The organism is Nostoc parmelioides FACHB-3921, assembly GCF_014696625.1.
Classification (GTDB): Bacteria; Cyanobacteriota; Cyanobacteriia; order Cyanobacteriales; family Nostocaceae; genus Trichormus; species Trichormus parmelioides.
This window is the reverse complement of sequence record NZ_JACJQL010000026.1, coordinates 20,188-41,489: the sequence shown is the minus strand read 5'-3', so window position 1 is coordinate 41,489 and position 21,302 is coordinate 20,188. Positions and strand designations below refer to the sequence as shown.

The window sequence follows — 21,302 nt, the reverse complement described above, 5'->3', positions numbered from 1 at the left end:
TAACAAATCACCGATATTTATGCTGTTCTAATAGTTGCTGCGCTCTGGGTTTGTAAATTAAGTAGAACAGCGACTCAAGATAGCGTAATAAATCCTCGCGTTTTTCCTTCGAGGTAAAGTTCCAGAAGCCGTAAATCCGAGCTAAAGTTAACAGCTTGGTTGTATGGATTTTCCAGGTATATGTACTATATACTCTGTCAATTGCTTTCTCGGAAATTATCTTCCAATAGTTGGAATTATGTTCGCATTTGGTGATAAAATCTAGAATTTTCGTGGCTGTTTCTTCTAGATGGGTTGGGTTGATGTAGAAACCATTAATTTGATCCTGAATAATCTCTAATGGCCCTCCAAATTGGGTGGCGAATGTTGGCAATCCGGAAATCATTGACTCTAGAATTGTCAACCCAAAGGCTTCAAATAATGCTGGTTGTACAAAAATGCCTTGGCGATCGCAAATGACACGATAAATTTCACCGGAGTCATTTTTGGATAAGCGCACACCTAACCAGCGAATTTTGCCATGCAGGTTGTATTCGTCAATAATCCGGTAAAGTTTGACGATTTCGTCCCGTTCTTCGTTATCTTCTGATTCTTCGATACGCAGCTTACCTGCAACTAAAATTAAGTTGCAATGTTCTTGCAATTCTTTACTTTTACCAAAGCATTCTGCTAAACCTGTGAGGTTTTTAATGCGGTCAAGTCGCGCCATTGAGAAAATAGGACGCTTATTTGGGTCGTCGAGTTTGCCGAAGATTTGGCTAGAATCTTCTAGGGTAAACAGCATTTCCTCTAGGCGATCGCGATCGCTTTCTATTCTGTCTTGAGTATGTGTGTAGGGAAAGTAGGAATTTTCATTTACCCCAGGCGGTACAACGTTAAATTTGGGGCTAAATAATTCAATGCCGTTGACCACATGATACAGTTCCGGCATGGTGAAGCATTTGTAAGACTCATACTGCCCTACACTGTCTGGTGTGCCAACAATTTCTTGATAGGTGCTGCTGATGACGAAGTTAGCAGCATTCATGGCTATTAAGTCAGCAGTGAACTGTAAGGAGAAGTGATATTTTTCTTCCAAATCTTGCCAGTAGAGGTTACTGAATAAGTATTTGGATTTTTCTAAAGCATGGGCGATGTTGCATTGGGTAACTTTCATCCGTCGCGCCAACAGAAAAGCAACTAAGTTCCCATCGGTGTAGTTACCCACGATTAAATCGGGTCTACCTTGAAATTCTGCTAATAATTCTCTTTCCGAGTCTATGGCGAAGGTTTCTAGGTAAGGCCAGAACTCGAATCGGGAAATCCAGTTTTGCGTCATCTTGGGGTTAAACTCCCGCAGAGGTACGCGCAAAATCCAGGCGTTCTCTGTACCGTGGACTTTTTCCAGCCTTTGGTTACACAGAGTTCCGTCACTATTGGGAATCAACCGGGTGAGGATAATTACCTTGGGCTGGACGTTCAACACCTCTAAACCTGCAAGTATGGCATCTTCTTGCAGTTGCTTTTCTAAATTCTTGGCTTGGTCAAGGACGTAAACTACCTGACCGCCGGTATCTGGACGACCTAAAACCCCCTCTTGTCCGAACCAGCCGTGGGCTGAAACTAAGACGATTCTAAAAATCATCGGGATGCGAGAGATAAAAGCTTCCAAGGTTTGGGGATCAGGCGAGTCTATCAATTCATCCAGAATGTTTAAGGTATCCCGCACACGAGAGGCTGTATTACCCCACCCTGGTTCAAAGCCCATAGCTTGCAATTGCAGGCGAAATTGTTCGTAGGGTTCATCATGGGGGCGATCGCTCACAAAGTTCAGTGCTTTCTTAACCTGCTGCGATAATTGCTGCTGTGATTGAATTTGATAGTTGATCAGTAGTTGAATACCGTTGTAGTTATGTAGGCGCAAGAAATTAAACAGACTTTCCAGCCATTGTTGAGAGTCTTGAAAAAGTTTACTAGAGAGATAACGGTTGAGGTATTGTACACCCTTGCCAATATTCTTGGGGTCGCGGATGGTTGGGGTGTAGTCGTAAAAGGGGCCGAAATCCAGTTCTAATAGATCGCCTTCATGGGGATGGAATTTATTGACTAGGCGATCGCGCAAATCCAACAATTCCTGTACAGTCATCGGCTCTACGTCTAAATCTGCGGTGAGTCGATATACTTCTTGAGCAGCAATATTAGGACGAATAATGAAACAAAAATTCGAGTCTTCTTGAATTATTTCTTGAGTGTAGTAAATAAGTTTACCTAGATTGGAAAACTTATAAGAAGTTTCCGATTTCTGGCACTTAGAGCAGTATTCACTATACACATTCAGTATATCGTTGCGTAGCAGGTAATTTTTATCTTGCTGACGCAACTCACTAATAAATGCGCGCAAATCATTTTTTTCTTCACTATCTAAAATTGTTTGCATTAATTCTGACATATTCACCCCTTAAATGAAGATTTAACCTATTTGCTTTCTAGGGTAACGTAGGCTAACAACCTAGAATTTCAATACGTACAAACGCAAAAAAACACAGATATATTGATCTATCTGTGTTTTTATCTGTCGTATCAAAACGTGTTCTTATTTACTCAGAATATCGATAACTAGGTATTATTTGCTCTAACTAAAGATAGACAATTTTTTATACTCTAGTTATAGTTTGGATACTACACCCAGCCGATATAGGTAATAGGTAATAGGTAATGAGTAATGGGTAATAATTCAATTATCTAAGCTAATGCACGGTATTAGTATAACTATTAACAGCCCTCACGATAGATTGTACAACTTAAAAGCAGAATAGCTTATCACCTAATTACCAGATTCCTCAAAATCAAAAATGCCCACCTTTAGTTCCTACTCCCTCTGTTAGTAAATATTCTAAAAAAGTACTCACAATAGGAGACAGCCATTTTTTCTTTGGATAAGCTATTTGCCATTGTTGAAGAATAGGAAACCCCTTTACATTCACGATTGATAGCTGATTTCGTTGTAATTCAGGATATAAGGTATGTATTGATAAAACTGCTAGTCCTAAACCTTCAAGTACTGCTTGTTTAGTGGCGTTATTACTACTTACCTCCAATTTAACTGGCATTCTGATTCCCCGTTCAGCAAACAACATTTCTACAGCCATACGAGTTTCCGAGCCTCTTTCTCGCATAATCAATTGTTCTTTAGCTAAACGTTCCAAAGAAATAGATGATTGCTTCACAAAAGGATGATTTGCTGGAGCGACTACTACTAAAGGATTATCCATAAATGGCTTGATTTCAATATCTTCTTTCTTTGGTGGATATCCAAGAATATAAAAATCATCCGCATTATCTTGTATTCTTGTCAAAATTACTTCATGATTTGTAAACTCAAGGGCAATTCTAATATCAGGATAAAGTCTACAAAATGGTTGCAACAAATTAGTAATCACATACTTGCTTGTCGTTACAGCCGAGACTTTTAAGTAACCATGATTACTATCTTTTAAATCAACTAATTTTGTATCAAAATTTTCTAAATGCTGAAATATTTCCTTATAAATAATGAGCAATTCTTCCCCAGTTGGTGTCAGTTGAATGCAATTATCTACATATTTAAATAGAGGCAACCCAATTGTTTCCGTTAATTGTTTAATATGACGGGATACAGAAGGTTGGGTAGTGAACAACTCTTCGGCTGCACGGGTAAAGCTTTTATGTCGTGCGATCGCCTCAAAAATTCTCAAATGCTCTAAGCTTAAGGAATTTAAAAGGCTATCTCTGTGGATTAAATCTAGATAACTGTTCATATAAATAATTCGACAGACAAGCTACTGTCAAGCAAAAGTAACTTGTACTTGGCTAGTATTACAGATAATAAGTAAAAATTATGAGGATTTTGTGAGGATGGGAGATGAGGAATTAGTGATCGGGGACTTTATCAAATTTTGCTGACTTTGATACTTTTCCTCACAAGTTCCTCAACTTTCTAGTTTATAAAAGCTTTGAAGGAGATGAGCAGTGGTGAATAAACTCTATCAACTCCTAGCACAGCGAGGTTGTAAAAATAGAAAATAGCTCCTATTGATCCTATGAGTAACTACTTGTTTCATGATGAAAATACCCTAGCAGAAAAAGCAGAGGAGCTAGGGAAAAAAGCCGTCAAGTTGGGAATAATACCCTCGTTTATTGTTCATCATTACCCAGATAGCCAAGAATTTTGCCTCCCTGAAGAACACAACTCAAATATTCTGACAGCACCAGAGGCTTATATGAAATTTAAAAAATTAGTTGACTCTGCCTTATCTCAGGTATGAATCAGCTTGCCTAATCTTTCACTATCCAACTCCCATTATTAAGCGATCGCACAACTCTAAATTAGGCGATCGCTTTTTGTTGGGTATTGGTTGTTATCAGTTCTTATACCACTGGGTGTTAAGCGTTGGTGCAACTTCTCCGACAGGAGAAGCCATACCACGGGCTTTATGCTCCAATTCAAACAAGGCTAACTCCTATTAATGGGTAATTGGTTTCTCCCCATTACCCATTGGATACACATCTGGACTAAAGCATAAGCGTTGGTTGCTTGATCAGCCTTGATTCATTCTTTGTGATGGCGGTAAAACTACTTTCTTCGCCAAACCTAAAGTCTGCAACAGTTTAATACTCCACCAAGTGACATCAACTTCCCACCACTGGAACCCAGCTTTTGCTACGTTGGGGTAGGTGTGATGGTTATTGTGCCAACCTTCACCATAAGTTACTATAGATACCCACCACAAATTACGTGCATTATCATCAGCGTTAAAGGTACGATAGCCCCACATATGGGTAGCAGAGTTGACAAACCAAGTAGAGTGCCATAGAAATACTGCTCTGAGAACTACACCATAGATGACGAAAGACCATCCCCCGATGGCGTAAAGCATTAATCCAAAAGGAATTTGCAACAGCAGAAAATAACGATCCAGCCAACGATAAAATGGTTGTCTTGCTAAGTCAGGTGCATACTTTTGATAGACTTCATAGTCGAAAAATTCGGAGCGGGGGTATAAAATCCACAGCATATGACTCCACCAAAATCCACGCTGGGAAGAATATGGATCTAGATAGACATCTTCGGTGTGAGCATGATGCTGGCGGTGTCCCCCAATCCAAAAAATTGGCCCTCCCTGCATAGCCAATGCGCCGATAGTGGCGATCGCATATTCCAACCATTTGGGTACTTGAAAACTTTTGTGGCTTAGTAATCTATGATACCCAAGGCAAATGCCAATGCTGCCAAATAACCAGTGGAGAAACAACAGCAAACCCAATGCTGACCAAGAAAAAAACCAAGGAGCCAATAAAGCTAGAGCATGAAAAGTTGTAAAAAATGCCACATTTGTCCAGCTGAGGCGCAATGACTTCTTCCCCTCAGGGGCAATTGCCAGATGTTTTACGGTCATAACAATTCCTAATTAATGGATCAGGTAGCGATTTGCTCTTGTACCTGGTGCATCATACCAATTCAAAACACCCCACGGGAAGCAAGCCACAAAATTAAGAAGCATCAGATTCAATCAAGATTTCTGAGTTCGTATCTGGTGCTTGATTTTGCAGAATTGGCACGACTCATATAGACCTATGCGTTACAGTAAACTAGAGCAAGTATCACTTACATTGGATATGCTAACACCTTATTTTCTTTTTGTGCAAGTAGCACTTGCATTTTGTTTATGGTTTCTCCACCGCTTTCAACTCGCCAACGCTTGATACAAGCTGCACTAGAGTTATTTACGGCTCAGGGAGTTAGTGGCACTACCACCCGCCAAATTGCTGAAAAAGCCGCAGTTAATGAAGTGACTTTGTTCCGAAATTTTGGTAACAAACATGGATTGCTTTTGGCTGTGTTAGAAGAATCGGCAGCTTTTACAAATTTGGGTGAATCTTTGGTAAAACGGGCAACTCCTCCAGGGAATGTTTACCAAGCATTAAAGGATTATGCAAGTGAGAGCTTGCACGCTTTGGAAAGAGTACCAGAACTAGTTAGGTCTGTGGTAGGAGAAGCTGACCAATTTCCGGCAGAGAATCGTCGTGCTTTAGGACGGGGGCTAACAGAGGCTAACCGTTATGTGGCTCAATATTTAGCCACTGTGATCCAGCAAGGGGATTTAAACACTTATCTACCCGCAGAGAAGTTGGCAAGTTTGCTCAATGGAATGATCTTAGGATATGCGGTGATCGAATTTACCAGCGAATTTCACCAATTATGGGAAAATCGGGATGATTTTCTAGAAAATTTGGTGGAATTGTTTCTGCATGGGGCGATGTCAGCCACTGCTAACGAAGAAAGAAAACTTATTACTAAAGAAGTCGCTGATTTACCTGCTACATTAGTTCACGAAATTCTTCGACAAGCGAGAAAGGTAGGCACACAAGATTATGCGATCGCCTACGTTTTATTCGCAGCTGGCTTATCCGCTACAGAAATCGTTAATTTACAACGCAATCACCAAATCTACGACTCTCATGGGCATTTTCTCCAAATCACTATCCCCGGACTTGTCCGCCAAGTTCCCGTCAATCAGTGGATTTTGGGTAAACGCTATGGTTCCTACACGGATAATCCGTTAACTAAATGGCTGAAAAGTCGTAAAGATAATTATGCTGCCATGTTTATCAATACAGCAGGTGAACCGATAACTGAATCAGAGGTTTTGGAATATTGGCAAGCATGGACTCAAGCATTATTAACTCCCCAAGGACAACTACCAGAAATTGACCAAGCACAAAATACTTGGCGTGTAGAAATGTTGATGCGGGGAATGAGTCTAGAAAATTTAAGCATCATCACAGCTTGCGATCGCACTCAGTTACAAGCATACGCCCACAGAGCTAAGGAAAAAGCTGCCCTTGAGCAGGCAACTCGTTTGGATCAAAAACCATGTTAAGAAATGAGGACAGTGATTTTTTTTACTTTATCGTGAGCGATCGCCTGTTGGGGTCTGTCTCAGTGTAGTGGTTGAATAGGAGACTCGACTGAGAAACTGAGTGAAAACTACTGCTGGCTAGACAAAATTTATCCCCCATTTGGGAATTTTTTCATGATTAGCTGATTTAACTTTGTGCATCTTCTTGTGTAGAAAATTCACAGTATCTGATGTGAATATTAAAGATTGACGAAATAAAATATAAATTCACAAAAATTTATAGTTGATCAACACTGAATATCTCAAAGTAAAAACCATAGACTAAAAAAGTGAGCTAAAGGATAGAAGTCTCATGAGAGAAAAAGCCAGCAAAGTGTTCAATCAGTCTGGGGTCATTCCTTATAGAGAGAGAAATGGAAAAATCGAAATATTATTGATTACAACGCGCGATCGCCAAAGTTGGGTAATTCCCAAAGGTGGGATTGTTAATGGCATGACTCCCCCTGATTCAGCCGCTAAAGAAGCATGGGAAGAAGCTGGAGTTATCGGGCAAGTAGATATTAATGAGCTAGGTACTTATAAATATCGTAAACGAGGCAAAGTTTACCAAGTTAAAATGTATTTATTACCGGTCGAAATGGTAAGTAATAATTATCCAGAAGCTAATAAAAGATATCGACGTTGGTTAGATGCCAATCAAGCTATTAAACTCATTAAAAAAGATTCCCTCAAACGGATTTTAAAAGGATTTCTCCAAACAAAATCTCATTCTTGCTCCTCATCTTTGGAATTAAGTCAACAGTCTATCTGATTAACGTTAAGAGGTTATTTATAAAGCAAAAATAAAATTATTGTAGGGGAGCCAGTGCGTTGCGGAGGTTCCCTCCGTTGTAGCAACTGGCGTTGTGTTAGGCGCTGATTTCCAAGATAATCTCATCCCACCCCTAAAAGGGGATGGAATTTCACGTTGACGGTTGACGGTTGACGGTTAACAGTCATCAGTCAGCAGTTAACGGTGGCGTGCACCGCTTTTTACCTCCCCTTCTTAAGATTTACTTTATAAATAGTCTCTAACCAACATTGTTAGATTACTGGTATTTTTGGGCATTTTAATAATAGTAATCATCTTTGAAGACCATTAAGTCAGTGGTAAAAAAGACAACTATGTTAAGAAAGATAAATTAGGCTAAAGCCCTCTTCCCTTCTGACTTGTCTGCGACACGATCCGCGAACTGACCCCGGTCTTATCCAACAACCAATATTTACGCTGTTCTACTTATCAGTCCTCCAGGTTATGACATCTACAGTACATCAATTCCCGGTAATTTCTGGCTACACCATCACTGAACAAATTTACTGGGGTTCACGTACTACTGTATATCGAGCAACACAGTATATTCAGAAATTACCAGTTGTCATTAAGGTGCTGCAAAGAGAGTATCCTACATTTGGGGAATTGGTACAGTTTCGCAATCAATATGCAATTAGCAAAAATCTACCCATTGTCGGCATTATCCAACCCTTGAGTCTAGAGAAGTTTGGTAATAGCTATGCCCTAATCATGGAAGATTGGGGTGGTATATCTCTGGAAACATATATCCAGCAACAGTCATTAGACATAGCAGACATTTTAGGAATTGCCATCCAATTGGCTAATATTCTCCACGAACTACAACAACATCGAGTCATCCACAAAGACATTAAACCCGCCAACATCCTCATTCATCCAGAATCAAAGCAAGTTAAAGTGATAGACTTTAGCATTGCTTCACTACTGCCCAAAGAAACCCAGGAAATCCAAAACCCCAACACCCTGGAAGGCACTTTAGCTTATCTTGCCCCCGAACAAACCGGACGCATGAATCGCGGTATCGATTACCGTAGTGATTTTTATGCCCTCGGTGTCACCCTGTATCAAATGCTCACAGGTCGCCTACCCTTCATTGCCGACGACCCCTTAGAATTGGTGCATTGTCACATCGCTAAAATTGCCACACCCGCCCATGAGGTAAGCATTGATGTACCGCCAATTTTGGGGGCAATTGTCGCCAAACTCATGGCCAAAAATGCCGAAGATCGTTACCAAAATGCCTTGGGACTCAAGCATGATTTAGGTGAATGTTGCAACCAATGGAAACAAACGGGGTCAATTGCAGAGTTTGAGTTAGGACAGAGGGATTTATGCGATCGCTTCATCATACCCGAAAAACTCTACGGTAGAGAAACCGAAGTCCAAACCCTGCTAGATGCCTTTGAACGGGTTGCAGTCGGAACTACAGAATTAATGCTGGTGGCTGGTTTTTCAGGTATTGGCAAAACAGCCGTTGTCAATGAAGTACATAAACCCATAATCAAACAACGGGGTTACTTCATCAAAGGTAAGTTTGACCAGTTTAATCGTAACGTTCCCTTTTCAGCCTTTGTGCAAGCCTTCCGGGACTTAATGGGGCAATTACTCAGTGAAAGTGATGCCCAATTACAACACTGGAAAACTCAGATTCTCGCAGCACTGGGAGAAAATGCCCAAGTGGTTGTAGAACTGATCCCCGAACTCGAACGCATCATTGGCACACAACCCCCAGTGCCGGAATTATCGGGAACAGCAGCACAAAATCGATTTAATTTATTGTTCCAAAAGTTCATTCAAGTTTTCACCCAGCCGAAACACCCGTTAGTGATGTTTGTGGATGATTTGCAATGGGCAGATTCAGCTTCGTTGAATTTGATTCAGGTCTTAATGTCTGAATCACAAACAGGCTGTTTATTGCTGTTAGGCGCTTATCGGGATAATGAAGTTTTTGCGGCTCATCCGTTAACGTTGACCCTAGAGGGCATGGAGAAAGCCGGAGCAACGATTAATACCATTACCCTACAACCCCTGAGTTTTACTAGTCTCAATCACCTGATTGCGGACACTCTTCATGCCCAGGAAACAGTAGTAAAACCACTGACAGAACTGGTCATGCAGAAAACTCATGGTAATCCTTTCTTTGCGACCCAGTTTTTGAAGGCATTACATCAAGACCAGTTAATTACTTTTAACTCAAATGCAGGGTATTGGCAGTGTGATATTGTGCAAGTGCGAGATGCGGCTTTGACTGATGATGTGGTCGAATTGATGGCGCAGCAATTGCAAAAACTCCCACAAGCCACCCAAGAGATTTTGAAACTGGCAGCTTGTATTGGCGCACAGTTTGATCTAAACACATTAGCGATCGTTTCCCAGCAATCCCCGACAGACGTAGCAACAACATTGTGGAAAGCGTTACAGGAAGGGTTGATTCTGCCGCAAAGTGATTTGTATAAATTTTATTTAGAAGAAATTCAAACAACACAGCATTCCCCACAGGAAACACTCAATTATCGGTTTCTGCACGATCGCGTCCAACAAGCTGCTTATTCTTTGATACCTGAAGTCCAAAAACAAGTAACGCATTTGCAGATTGGTCAATTGTTGCTGCAAGGACTGTCGCCCCTAGAAAGAATCGAACAGATTTTTGAGATTGTCAATCAACTGAACTTAGGCAGAGGTAAAATCTCCGATGCCGTGCAAAAACAGCAACTAGCTCAGTTAAACCTGCAAGCTGGACAAAAGGCAAAACTCTCTGCTGCCTATCAAGCTGCTCAAAATTATTATGATAGTGGCATAGACTTGTTGACTACAGAAGCTTGGCAGACTGACTATGCCTTGATATATACTTTACACCGAGAAGGGGCGGAAGCGGCTTATCTCTGTAGTAATTTCGATCGAGCAGAAGCCCTTTATGTAGTTACTTTAGACCACGCTCAAACCCCCCTAGATAAAGCGGTGGTTTATCGGATACAGATGACCCAATATCAGCTTCAGGGTCGAAATGCAGAAGCGATCGCGATTCAACGCCAGAGTTTACAACTTCTAGGCTGGATGATGCCAAAAACCCCAGAGAGTATTCAAGCTACCCTGGAGGAAGAAATTGCTACAGTCAATCGATTCTTAGAGCAACAAACGATTGAATCGATTCTGTCATTTCCCAAGATGGAAAATGAAAACATTGCAGAACTCTTAAGAATCTTGCAAATTCTTTTTTATGCGGCTTGGCTAGATGGTCAACCCACATTAGCGTTACTTGCACTGGCTAAAATGACGACCCTCTCGTTACAGTATGGCAATAGCGATATGTCGCCCTTTGGTTATGTGGGTTATGGCTTAATTGCGAATACCTTGTTGAAGGAATTTGCGATTGCTTATCAGTTTGGAAATATGGCTGTACATCTGTGCGAACAATTTGACAATGCAGATGTCCGGGGAATGACTAATTTTCTCTTTGCTGCGGATGTACATAGCTGGAGTCGCCCCATTCGAGAAGCTGATATTTACTACGACAATGCCTATAAATATGGGATGGATGGCGGAAACTGGCTAACCGTTGGCTTTATGATGATGCAAAGTGGTTCTGATCGCCTCACCTATGGTAAAAATCTGGATGAATTATATGCGATCGCCACTACCCATGCTGATTTTTTGCGTCATATTAAAAGTTTTGAAAATTTAGATGCCTTAATAGCTGGAGTTATTCAACCCATTCGTAATCTTCTGGGTTTGACTCACACACATTTAATCTTTGATGACGATTACTTTAGTGAATCTAAGTATCTAGAAAAATACAGTGACACACCGTATCATTTAGCCTGGCTGTATTCTGTAAAAATTCGCAATAGCTATTTGTTCGGTAATCAAGCTGCATACCCAGATTTGATTCCCCAACTCAGCATCATTGAAAATACCGTTTCCAGCCATACTAAAGTCCCTTCTAGTGTATTCTATGTAGCATTAATGCACATCTCTCTGGCGGAATCTGCTCAGGATGAGCAAGAACGTCAATTACACTGGCAAGCTTTGATTCCTTTGGAAGAAAAATTAAATCAGTGGCAAGCAGCCTGTCCGGCAAACATTGTTCACAAGTGTCTCCTTATACAAGCAGAAAAAGCGCGGCTCAAGGGACAAAAATTAGAAGCAATTAACTTGTACGAAGAAGCCATAACTACAGCAAAAGCTCATGAGTATAGTTATGAAGAAGCCCTTGCCAACGAACTCGCCGCCCAATTTTATCTCAACTGGGGGAAAGAGAAAGTCGCCGCAGGCTATATGCAGGAAGCCTACTACTGTTATGCCCGATGGGGAGCTAAAGCCAAAGTCGTTGACTTAGAAACCCGTTATCCCGATCTGCTCCGTCCCATCTTGCAACAGACACAAGCATCTACGAGCATTTTGAGTACCCTAGCCACGATCTCCCCGTTAACTGTATCTGGTCATAACAGCGATCGCCATAGTTCCAGTAGTATCAGCATCAATCAAGCTCTCGATTTTGCGGCTATCCTCAAAGCTTCTCAAGCTCTATCCAGCAACATTCAACTTGATGAACTTCTACATCAACTCACCCAAATCATTCTCCAAAACTCAGGAAGCGATCGCTGTGTCTTGATATTGCCGAGTGAGACTGGAGAATGGCAAGTGCGGGCGATCGCTACTCCCAATGAAACACAACTGTATACTGAACCACTCATCAATCATCCCCATATACCAGTAAAGCTGATTCAGTACGTCAAAAACACCCAAGAAATGGTAGTGATTGACAACATGGAAACTACCTTACCTGTAATTGGTGACTATCTCAGACAACACCAGCCCAGAAGTGTACTATGTATGCCCCTACTCCATCAAGGGCATTTAATTGGCATCTTATATCTCAACAATCAACTCATTTGTGGAGTATTTACCGAAGAGCGGATTTTAATTCTCAATTTCCTCTGCACCCAAGCTGCCATTTCCTTAGAAAATGCCCGACTCTATCAACAGTTGGAACACTCACTCCAAGATGCTCAACAAAAATCTCAGGATTTAGCAGAAGTTTTGGCACTGTCTAATGGACAACAGCAAATTTTGGCACTGATTGCCCAGAGAGTTTCTCTAAACACTATTTTGGCCGCAACAGCCCGATCCATTGAAAGCCACGCTCATCATCCAGCCTATTGTTCCTTTTTGCTGATTGATGCCGAAGGGCGATTATGTTACGCCGCAGCGCCCAGTTTACCAGCAGCCTATAATGCCTTAATTGATGGCGTTAAAATTGGCCCAGAGGTCGGCTCTTGTGGGACTGCCGCCTATTGCAAAGCATCTGTCACGGTTACAGATATTGCCACCGATCCCCTCTGGGCTAATTATCAAGTCGCCGTAGACTTTGGTTTGCGGGCTTGTACCTCCACACCAATTTTAGGTGCGGATGGACAGGTGCTGGCGACCCTGGCCATGTATCTGCCTGTAGCTGGTGAATTTACCCTGCATGATCGTAAATTGATGGAAGTTGCCACCTATCTTGCTCGCATTGCCATTGAACGCCATCAAGCAGATATCGAACTCCAAAATACCCAACTCCAAATTGTCCAAAGTGAGAAAATGGCATCTTTAGGAAATTTGGTCGCAGGTGTCGCCCATGAAATCAACAACCCCATCGGTTTCCTCAATGGCAGCATCACCAATGGCCAAGATTACGTACAAGATTTACTGGGACATTTAGCTCTTTATCAACAGCACTATCCCAACCCAGTTGAGGCAATTCAAGATCATGCTGAAGATATCGACTTGGAATTTCTCTTAGAAGACTTACCCAAGTTACTCGATTCTATGAAAGGAGCAACGGATCGCATCACAAATATCAGTAATAGCCTTCGTACCTTCTCTCGTGCTGATACCGAATACAAAATCTCTGCCAATCTCCATGAGGGACTCGATAGCACGTTATTAATTTTGAAATATCGCCTCAAAGCCAACGAATACCGCCCAGCGATTCAAATCATACAAGAGTTTGGAGATTTACCCACAATCGAATGCTTTCCTGGACAGTTAAACCAAGTATTTATGAATATCCTGGCGAATGCTATTGATATGTTTGACGAAATGGCGCAAACTCAATCCTTTCAAGCACTGGAAGCCAATCCCCAACAAATTACTATCCGTACTGAAGTTATATCAAACCAAGTTTATATTCGTATGCGTGATAATGGCAAAGGTATGACACAAGAAGTGCAAGAGAAAATTTTTGAACATTTATTTACTACTAAAGCAGTCGGGAAAGGTACAGGATTGGGATTGGCGATCGCTCGTCAAATTGTGGTGGAAAAACATGGTGGTAACTTGAGTGTATGGTCTGAGCTAGGTCAAGGAACTGAGTTTACGATACAAATTCCCGTTGAACAAGCTACAACATGGTTTTAGTACACTAGAGCTAGGACTCAATGACCTAGTTGAACAAGCGACAAGATTTCAAAAATAATCAAAAACCTCATCAGATTTAACATCTATATTAGAGAGCATATGGCATAAAAACGTCCAGAAGATGAGTAATATGCTTATTCTGTTGACTATTTTTGTGATGTTCCAGGATTTTGCTAATTATTGTCTGAATATTCTGGGGATCAGGACTATGTTCTAAAAATAAAGTTAAATCTTTCATTTTTAACTTAAATTATTAAAACTAAATATGGCTAAAATAGGGCGAGATTGCAACCTCAGAGGTATACTACTAAGTCCTTAGCATTTAAGTAACCTATAGGTTTGTTACCATTACTTTGGCTTTTCCGGTACTTGCATCAAAGCAAAACTTTTGTAAATCCTGCGACTATCTAGAAATAGATACTAAGTCAAGGAATATACATTAAGGAAAAAGAAAATACTTCTGTTTGAATTAAGTTTGTAGCATTTGTAATATTTTTATGACTTCTCGGATTCGTTTTTTGATGTGTCCCCCTGACCACTATGATGTGGACTATGTGATTAACCCCTGGATGGAAGGGAATATTCACAAGTCATCACGCGATCGCGCTGTGGAACAGTGGCAGGGACTATACCAAATTCTTAAAGAACACGCCGTTGTAGATTTGGTGACACCTCAAAAGGGTTGGCCTGATTTAGTTTTTACCGCTAACGCTGGTTTGGTGTTGGGCGATAACGTTGTCCTGAGTCGCTTTTTACACAAAGAGCGTCAGGGAGAAGAACCATACTTCAAAGAATGGTTTGAAGCCAATGGTTACAAAGTTTATGAACTACCTAAAGACTTACCTTTTGAAGGTGCAGGCGACGCGCTACTAGACAGAGAAGGGCGTTGGCTGTGGGCTGGTTATGGTTTTCGTTCGGAGTTAGATTCCCATCCATATTTGGCAAAATGGCTGGATATTGAAGTATTATCTCTACGATTGATAGATGAGCGTTTCTATCATTTAGATACCTGTTTCTGTCCACTAGCTAACGGCTATTTACTCTACTATCCTGGTGCGTTTGATTCTTACTCCAATCGCTTAATTGAGATGCGAGTTGCACCAGAAAAACGCATAGCTATTGCTGAAGCCGATGCTGTGAACTTTGCTTGTAACACTGTGAATGTGGAAAGCATCGTCATTATGAACAAAGCCAGCAATGCTTTAAAACAAAGTTTGGAAGATGTTGGTTTCCGGGTTCTGGAAACTCCACTCACCGAATTTCTCAAGGCTGGTGGTGCGGCGAAATGTCTCACCTTACGGGTAACAGAACCAGTCAGAGACGAAGTTCACGCCAACGTATATGTAGAAAGCCGAATTATTCGCATCGAAGGGCATTTACTTGATTCTGGCTTGATTAACCGCGCCTTAGACATGATTGTCGATACTGGCGGTAGCTTCCAAGTACTAAATTTTAACTTGGGAGAACAACGCCAAAGCACATCCGCCGCCGAAGTCAAGGTGTCTGCACCTTCTCACGAGGTGATGGAAGAAATCATTTCTCAGCTCATTGATTTAGGTGCGGTAGACTTGCCCCAAGATGAGCGCGATGCCAAACTTGAGCCAGTAATTCAAGATGGTGTAGCCCCTGATGATTTCTATGTAAGTACCATTTACCCTACAGAAGTCCGAATAAATGGGCAGTGGATCAAAGTCGAAAATCAACGGATGGACGGAGCGATCGCCATTTCTCAAACCCCCAATGGTCTACTAGCACAGTGTAAAATATTACGTGACCTCAAAGCGGGTGAACAGGTAATTGTCGATGTGTTGGGTATCCGCACCATCCGCAAAACCGAATCACGGGAACAACGCAACACCCAAGAATTCAGCTTTATGTCTGGGGGCGTTTCCAGCGAACGGCGGGTGGAATTGGTGGTTGAGCAAGTCGCCTGGGAATTGCGAAAAATTCGGGATGCTGGTGGTAAAGTAGTCGTCACAGCCGGGCCTGTGGTAATTCACACTGGTGGCGGTGAACACCTATCCAGATTGATTCGGGAAGGATATGTACAAGCCTTACTGGGTGGGAATGCGATCGCCGTCCACGACATCGAACAAAATATGATGGGTACATCCTTGGGTGTGGACATGAAGCGTGGTGTCGCCGTCCGTGGTGGACATCGCCATCACCTCAAGGTAATTAACACTATCCGCCGTTATGGCAGTATCGCCAAAGGTGTAGAAGCAGGGATCATTCGTAGCGGTGTGATGTATGAATGTGTCCGCAATCAAGTTCCCTTTGTCTTAGCTGGTTCCATTCGGGATGATGGCCCCTTACCCGATACCCAAATGGATTTAATCAAAGCACAAGAGGAATACGCCAAACACCTAGAAGGCGCGGAGATGATTTTGATGCTGTCATCAATGCTGCACTCCATTGGTGTGGGGAATATGACCCCAGCCGGAGTGAAAATGGTCTGTGTAGATATTAACCCGGCCGTTGTGACAAAATTGAGCGATCGCGGTTCTATCGAATCAGTGGGTGTAGTTACAGATGTGGGATTATTCCTCAGTCTGTTAACTCAGCAGTTGGATAAGTTGACAAGCCCGTATGTTTCTACGGTAGGGTAATAAACGAGGCAGAAGGCAGGAGGCACAAGAACTTACCTCTTGTCTTCTAACTTGCCCAAAGGTTAGAACAACGGACTTAATAGGACGCAGAGAACGGAAATGGCAAGAGTAGCTTTCAGAAGCGAGTTACAAATTAACTGGGTTAGTTTTATCGCTGACTTTATGCTGGTGGGAATGGTGTTCGGCCCTCCCATTGCGCCCTTTCTGGCTGCGTCTGGAGTATGGTTGTTTGGGGGTATTGCGGACATTATTTATTTCATGGGTAATCATGTGTGTCCGCAACCAGAAATGGGCTTAGATTTAGCACCCCCATTTATCATGGCTGTTTGTATGCGCTGTTATGGTACTGTCACAGGTTTATTAATTACTCGCCTGCTGTATGCTGCAACTGGCGGAAAAGGTATTTACTGGCTCAGTCAATATGGTTGGAATGGTGCAGCTTTAGCCAGTGTATTCATGATGGCTTATCCTGTGGAATTAGCAGCCCAAATTTTCGACTTGTGGGATTTTAATAATTATTTAGTTACACCCTTTGGGTTAATTACAGGTTTAGCTTGGGGTTTGTTTGCAATGCCATTTTTACACGGTTGGCAAAGTGATTGAACAAGCAACTTCACTTCATGAAAACCGACTCTATTTTTTATCAATTATTTCAAAACTTCCCCAAGATGTTCTGTTATGTTATTACTACAAAATTTTACTTACACCTAGCATAATGAAATTCTATGGCAAAGGATAGATTTCATCATATTGTCAGAAATGCTTTAGAGAAAGACGGTTGGAAAGTTACTGCTGATCCTTATGAAATTAATGTGGATGATGTAGATTTTGAAATCGATTTAGCGGCAGAGCGATTGTTATTAGCAGAGCAAGAAGGAAGAAAAATAGCAGTAGAGATTAAAAGCTTTATTAGTCCATCGAATGTTTCAGAATTTCATACTGCTTTAGGACAGTTTTTAAACTATCGGGATGCGTTAGATAAAATTGAACCTGAACGACAACTCTATCTAGCTGTACGTGTCCCGATTTATGAAAGTTTTTTCCAACGAAAATTTATTACCTCCGCAGTTATCAAATATCAATTGCGATTGATGATTTACGATGTACAACAAGAGGTTATCTGTCAATGGCTATAGAACAATATCGACAATATATTAGACATCTTCTTTGCGAACGGCAAAAACAATCTGCAATGCAAAAAAATGCCGAAGAGTATGAAGTACAAACAATTTTTGACGAACAGCAAAACCACTATCAATTACTTTATGTTGGCTGGCGGGGAAATAAACGCGATTTTGGCTGTATTTTACATCTTGATATTAAAGATGGAAAAATTTGGATTCAGCATGATGGTACCGAGGAAGGAATTGCTAATCGATTGGTAGAAATGGGAGTGCCAAAACAAGATATTGTTTTGGCATTTCATGAACCTTATGTACGCCAATTCACCGAATTTGGGACTTAATTTACTATAGTTTTTGAGAAACAGCTTTTTAATTAGGAGATTTAGCATCATCTGGCAAAATAGCCCCAGCCAAGTCTGCACCTTCTAGGTTGACATCAGATAAGTTAGTACCAGTCAAATCAGCACCACGCAAATTGGCGTATTTTAAATACGCGCCTTTGAGATTAGCACTACGTAAGCTAGCTCCTTGCAAGTCAAAACTTCCACAAATATGACTAAAACCACGCAGGTCTGCGCTACTGAGATTGGCTCCATTGAGGCGAGGACAACCACGAGCGCCTCTGAGATTCGCACCTGTCAAATCAGCTCGTTCTAGGTCTGCACGACCCAAGTCAACACCAACCAGATAACACTTTGGGCATTTTTTGGTTTTTACTAAAGTTTCCAGATTTTTACTTGCGTCATCAGGTGAGCCATTAGTTGTGTTTGCAGAGACTGGAGGTGCAGAAGTTGTTTGGGGTAAATTAGAAACAGATGTAGTTGCAGGAACAGACGCAAGTGCTTTGACCTCTGGTACACCCGATTCTTGAAATTTGATAATTCTGGTTTTGCTTTGTTCGTTTTCCAGGTTAATCGTCAAGTTTTGAGTTGGGTAATTTTTTTTACTCAAATTGACAATAACGTCACCCTTACTGGGAATTAGAACTTTTGCATAACCATTATTATCAGTCCATTGAACTTCAGGCGCTCCTTGAGATATAAATTGGATTTTTACTGCGTCTAAAGCTTCCCCGGTTTCTTTTTGTGTAATGAGTTCTACCCCTACTCTGGGAACTACACAAGCTTCTGATTTTAGTCCCACAGAACACCTAAACTCTGGCACTGTGACTACAGCAGCAATAGTGCCAGCAACGGCAATTGGAGTCCCGATAATAAAGCCCCATTTAGTAAAGTTAAACTTTTTTTTATCTTGATTACTGGCATTTTGGGTCATGTTGTGCTTCGCTTTTAATTACGTTTTTAAAGACTTGGGTACTATTTTTTTTAATAGTTAATTACCAATTCAGGCAAATTTATATAATCTTACTGATGGGTTTTTGATTTTTTATTTTGCGAAGATTGTATGATAAATCACCTTTCCCGTAAATACCATTAACTGAATTAAATAATTTATAAATTTAAATTTATTCAGAGAAAAATAGTCGATATTTTAGGACTTACGCACTGAACTAAAAAGCCCTGCTGAGGGTGGTCAATAGTCAATAGTCCAAAAACCTTGATTTTGACTATTGACTATTGACAAAAAAACCAGAAAATTAGTCCCACTGCGTAAGTTTTAAAATCTACTTAACTCTGTCAAACCACTCCGTTACCCCCTGAGCTAAAACCTCCGCCAACTTCTTCTGCTCTTGGGGATTTGTCACCCACTCAAATTCATCGGGATTACTCATAAAACCCAACTCTAATAATACCGAAGGGGCAACGGCTGGGCGTGTCAGTGCCAAATTATTCCAAAATACACCGTAGGAAGGTCTACGGAGTTTATTCACGAGATAATTGTGCATAAACACAGCCAGATTATGGGCTTGGGCATGGTACCAAAAGATACCAACCCCCTTGGTATTTTCCGCGTCACCAGCATCAGGTAAAGCGTTATAATGGACGGAAAGTGCGATCGCTGGTGATTCTCGATTGATAATTGCTTGACGCTCTGGCAGGGATACATCCCGATCATCATCCCTAGTCATCACTACATTTGCCCCTAATTTGAGCAATTCATCACGCAATAACTTAGATACTGTCAGATTTACGTCTTTTTCTAAATATCCAGTTGGCCCAGCTGCGCCAGATTCTTTACCACCATGACCAGGATCGAGTAGAATCTTGATACCAGATAAGGGCTTTTGCCTATTTTGCCTGATAACAGGCGCATGGCGTAAAGTTAACACCAGGGTTGTACCGTCGTATCTCAGCTTATATCCCCACTGTTGAGCTTTTTTCAGGTTGAAGGTGTATTTTACTTCTTCTGAGCCTATCTGCTGCCAATCTAGACGAGAAATTAGAGGGTCATCATCAAGGCGAATAATATCTGTTTGGGCAGTAGTGTTGTGGAGTGTCAGGGCGAAAGTTGTTTCTCCTTGCTGCACACTCACAGGTACAGGGGTTTGGAGAGGGAAAAGCATTTCTGTTGCGCCTGGAAGTCTCCGATATCCGACACTACGAATAACTGTTTGTGGCGGAACGCTTCCCGGAAGAATGCGAGTTTCCTGACTATTAATCCAAGCACCATAGTCTAGGCGAAACCATACACCTTCTTTACCTGTGACACTGGCTCGTGTTCCCTTAGGCAGTGGCGTAAGTCGAGAAAAATCGGTGCTAGGGCCAGTCCGGGCAGCTCCTGCGTCTGCTACCACCTCAGCTACAGGTAACTGCGTGGGTGAGAGAATTGTAATTTTGCCAGCACTTGGTTGAGTTATCGTCTTACCATTAAGTGTCAGTTGGTATTGAGGTTGTCCCAAATCTGTTGCAACTGGTACTGTTGTGCAACCCTCATACTTACCTGGGATAGACTGGGTAGTGGGTTGATTTTGTCCAGTGAGCGCAGCCAAATTACTTGGTAGTATTGCTTGTTGTGGTTGAGGCAAAAGTACCACAGTATCATTACCCAGTTTCACAGAGACACTGGCGTTAGGAGGTGCAATAGCGCTAAAACAAATTAGTTCTCCGGGTAGTCTGGCAATATCGGCAGTTGGTGTGAGAGAACCTTTAGCAAAAGTTAAACCTTGTGGTAGCTCTGGTTGATTACTCAGCCTTGTCACCTTAATCTGAAGCTCTTGATTTTGGTGGCGTATTGTAAAGATATTCTCTCCTAACTGTAAGGGAAAACTTGGGGCAAAATGGCCAGACCGACTGCGATTAATTGGCTTACCATTAACGAGAACTTGCCCGTTTGGTGGTGCTGTACCAATAAAAAAGATTTTTTCTGCACTAGTCTGGTGGTTTGTCGGCGGATAAACAACCTTGAGAGGTGAGGAAGCCAAAGCAACGGAGGAGGTGACAACGAAGCTTAATATTACTGGGATGAGAACTTTTTTCACAGCAGTATCACAGAAGTATTCACTATGTGACTGTGGCACAATGACGGGATGGATTTTGGA

14 protein-coding genes are annotated in these 21,302 nt (G+C 41.6%); 9 read left to right on the top strand and 5 right to left on the bottom strand.

What is annotated here, in order from left to right:
• Nucleotides 1-7: 7 nt before the first annotated feature.
• Nucleotides 8-2,428, bottom strand: coding sequence for a sucrose synthase (locus H6G14_RS17530; protein WP_190568624.1), 2,421 nt, complete (start codon nucleotides 2,426-2,428; stop codon nucleotides 8-10).
• Nucleotides 2,429-2,825: 397 nt separating this feature from the next.
• The gene (locus H6G14_RS17525; RefSeq protein ID WP_190568623.1) at nucleotides 2,826-3,776 is read right to left on the bottom strand and encodes a LysR family transcriptional regulator; all 951 of its coding nucleotides are present in this window, start codon (nucleotides 3,774-3,776) and stop codon (nucleotides 2,826-2,828) included.
• A gap of 282 nt (nucleotides 3,777-4,058) precedes the next feature.
• Here H6G14_RS17525 and H6G14_RS17520 point away from each other — a divergent pair, with 282 nt between their 5' ends.
• Nucleotides 4,059-4,283, top strand: coding sequence for a hypothetical protein (locus H6G14_RS17520; protein ID WP_190568622.1), 225 nt, complete (start codon nucleotides 4,059-4,061; stop codon nucleotides 4,281-4,283).
• The gene (locus tag H6G14_RS17515) at nucleotides 4,258-4,485 is read left to right on the top strand and encodes a hypothetical protein (RefSeq protein WP_190568621.1); all 228 of its coding nucleotides are present in this window, start codon (nucleotides 4,258-4,260) and stop codon (nucleotides 4,483-4,485) included. The genes H6G14_RS17520 and H6G14_RS17515 overlap by 26 nt, the downstream gene beginning before the upstream one ends.
• A gap of 71 nt (nucleotides 4,486-4,556) precedes the next feature.
• On the opposite strand, the gene H6G14_RS17510 is transcribed toward H6G14_RS17515, so the two are convergent.
• Entirely contained in the window at nucleotides 4,557-5,414 is an 858-nt protein-coding gene (locus tag H6G14_RS17510; RefSeq protein ID WP_190568620.1) for an acyl-CoA desaturase, read from the bottom strand.
• A 270-nt stretch (nucleotides 5,415-5,684) separates the two neighbouring features.
• On the opposite strand from H6G14_RS17510, the gene H6G14_RS17505 reads away from it, so the two are divergent.
• The 7 genes from H6G14_RS17505 to H6G14_RS17475 all read left to right on the top strand — a co-directional run bounded on the left by H6G14_RS17505 (nucleotide 5,685) and on the right by H6G14_RS17475 (nucleotide 18,204).
• Nucleotides 5,685-6,899 (top strand): TetR/AcrR family transcriptional regulator, encoded by a 1,215-nt coding sequence (locus H6G14_RS17505; RefSeq protein ID WP_190568619.1) that lies wholly within the window; start codon nucleotides 5,685-5,687, stop codon nucleotides 6,897-6,899.
• A gap of 331 nt (nucleotides 6,900-7,230) precedes the next feature.
• On the top strand, nucleotides 7,231-7,689 hold the full coding sequence (locus H6G14_RS17500; protein ID WP_190568618.1) for an NUDIX hydrolase: 459 nt from the start codon (nucleotides 7,231-7,233) through the stop codon (nucleotides 7,687-7,689).
• A gap of 483 nt (nucleotides 7,690-8,172) precedes the next feature.
• Nucleotides 8,173-14,130 (top strand): AAA family ATPase, encoded by a 5,958-nt coding sequence (locus H6G14_RS17495; RefSeq protein WP_190568617.1) that lies wholly within the window; start codon nucleotides 8,173-8,175, stop codon nucleotides 14,128-14,130.
• Between the two features lie 497 nt (nucleotides 14,131-14,627).
• The gene (gene argZ / locus H6G14_RS17490) at nucleotides 14,628-16,739 is read left to right on the top strand and encodes a bifunctional arginine dihydrolase/ornithine cyclodeaminase (protein ID WP_190568616.1); all 2,112 of its coding nucleotides are present in this window, start codon (nucleotides 14,628-14,630) and stop codon (nucleotides 16,737-16,739) included.
• A 99-nt stretch (nucleotides 16,740-16,838) separates the two neighbouring features.
• Entirely contained in the window at nucleotides 16,839-17,342 is a 504-nt protein-coding gene (locus H6G14_RS17485) for a DUF2085 domain-containing protein (RefSeq protein ID WP_190568615.1), read from the top strand.
• Between the two features lie 122 nt (nucleotides 17,343-17,464).
• Nucleotides 17,465-17,875 (top strand): XisH family protein, encoded by a 411-nt coding sequence (locus H6G14_RS17480; protein WP_190568614.1) that lies wholly within the window; start codon nucleotides 17,465-17,467, stop codon nucleotides 17,873-17,875.
• A 56-nt stretch (nucleotides 17,876-17,931) separates the two neighbouring features.
• A complete protein-coding gene (locus H6G14_RS17475; RefSeq protein ID WP_422394082.1) occupies nucleotides 17,932-18,204 on the top strand; it encodes a XisI protein in 273 nt (90 codons plus the stop codon).
• 28 nt (nucleotides 18,205-18,232) lie between these two features.
• On the opposite strand, the gene H6G14_RS17470 is transcribed toward H6G14_RS17475, so the two are convergent.
• Complete coding sequence (locus tag H6G14_RS17470) at nucleotides 18,233-19,138, bottom strand: pentapeptide repeat-containing protein (RefSeq protein ID WP_190568612.1); 906 nt, start codon at nucleotides 19,136-19,138, stop codon at nucleotides 18,233-18,235.
• Nucleotides 19,139-19,487: 349 nt separating this feature from the next.
• Complete coding sequence (locus tag H6G14_RS17465; protein WP_190568669.1) at nucleotides 19,488-21,242, bottom strand: N-acetylmuramoyl-L-alanine amidase; 1,755 nt, start codon at nucleotides 21,240-21,242, stop codon at nucleotides 19,488-19,490.
• Between the last annotated feature and the right edge of the window lie 60 nt (nucleotides 21,243-21,302).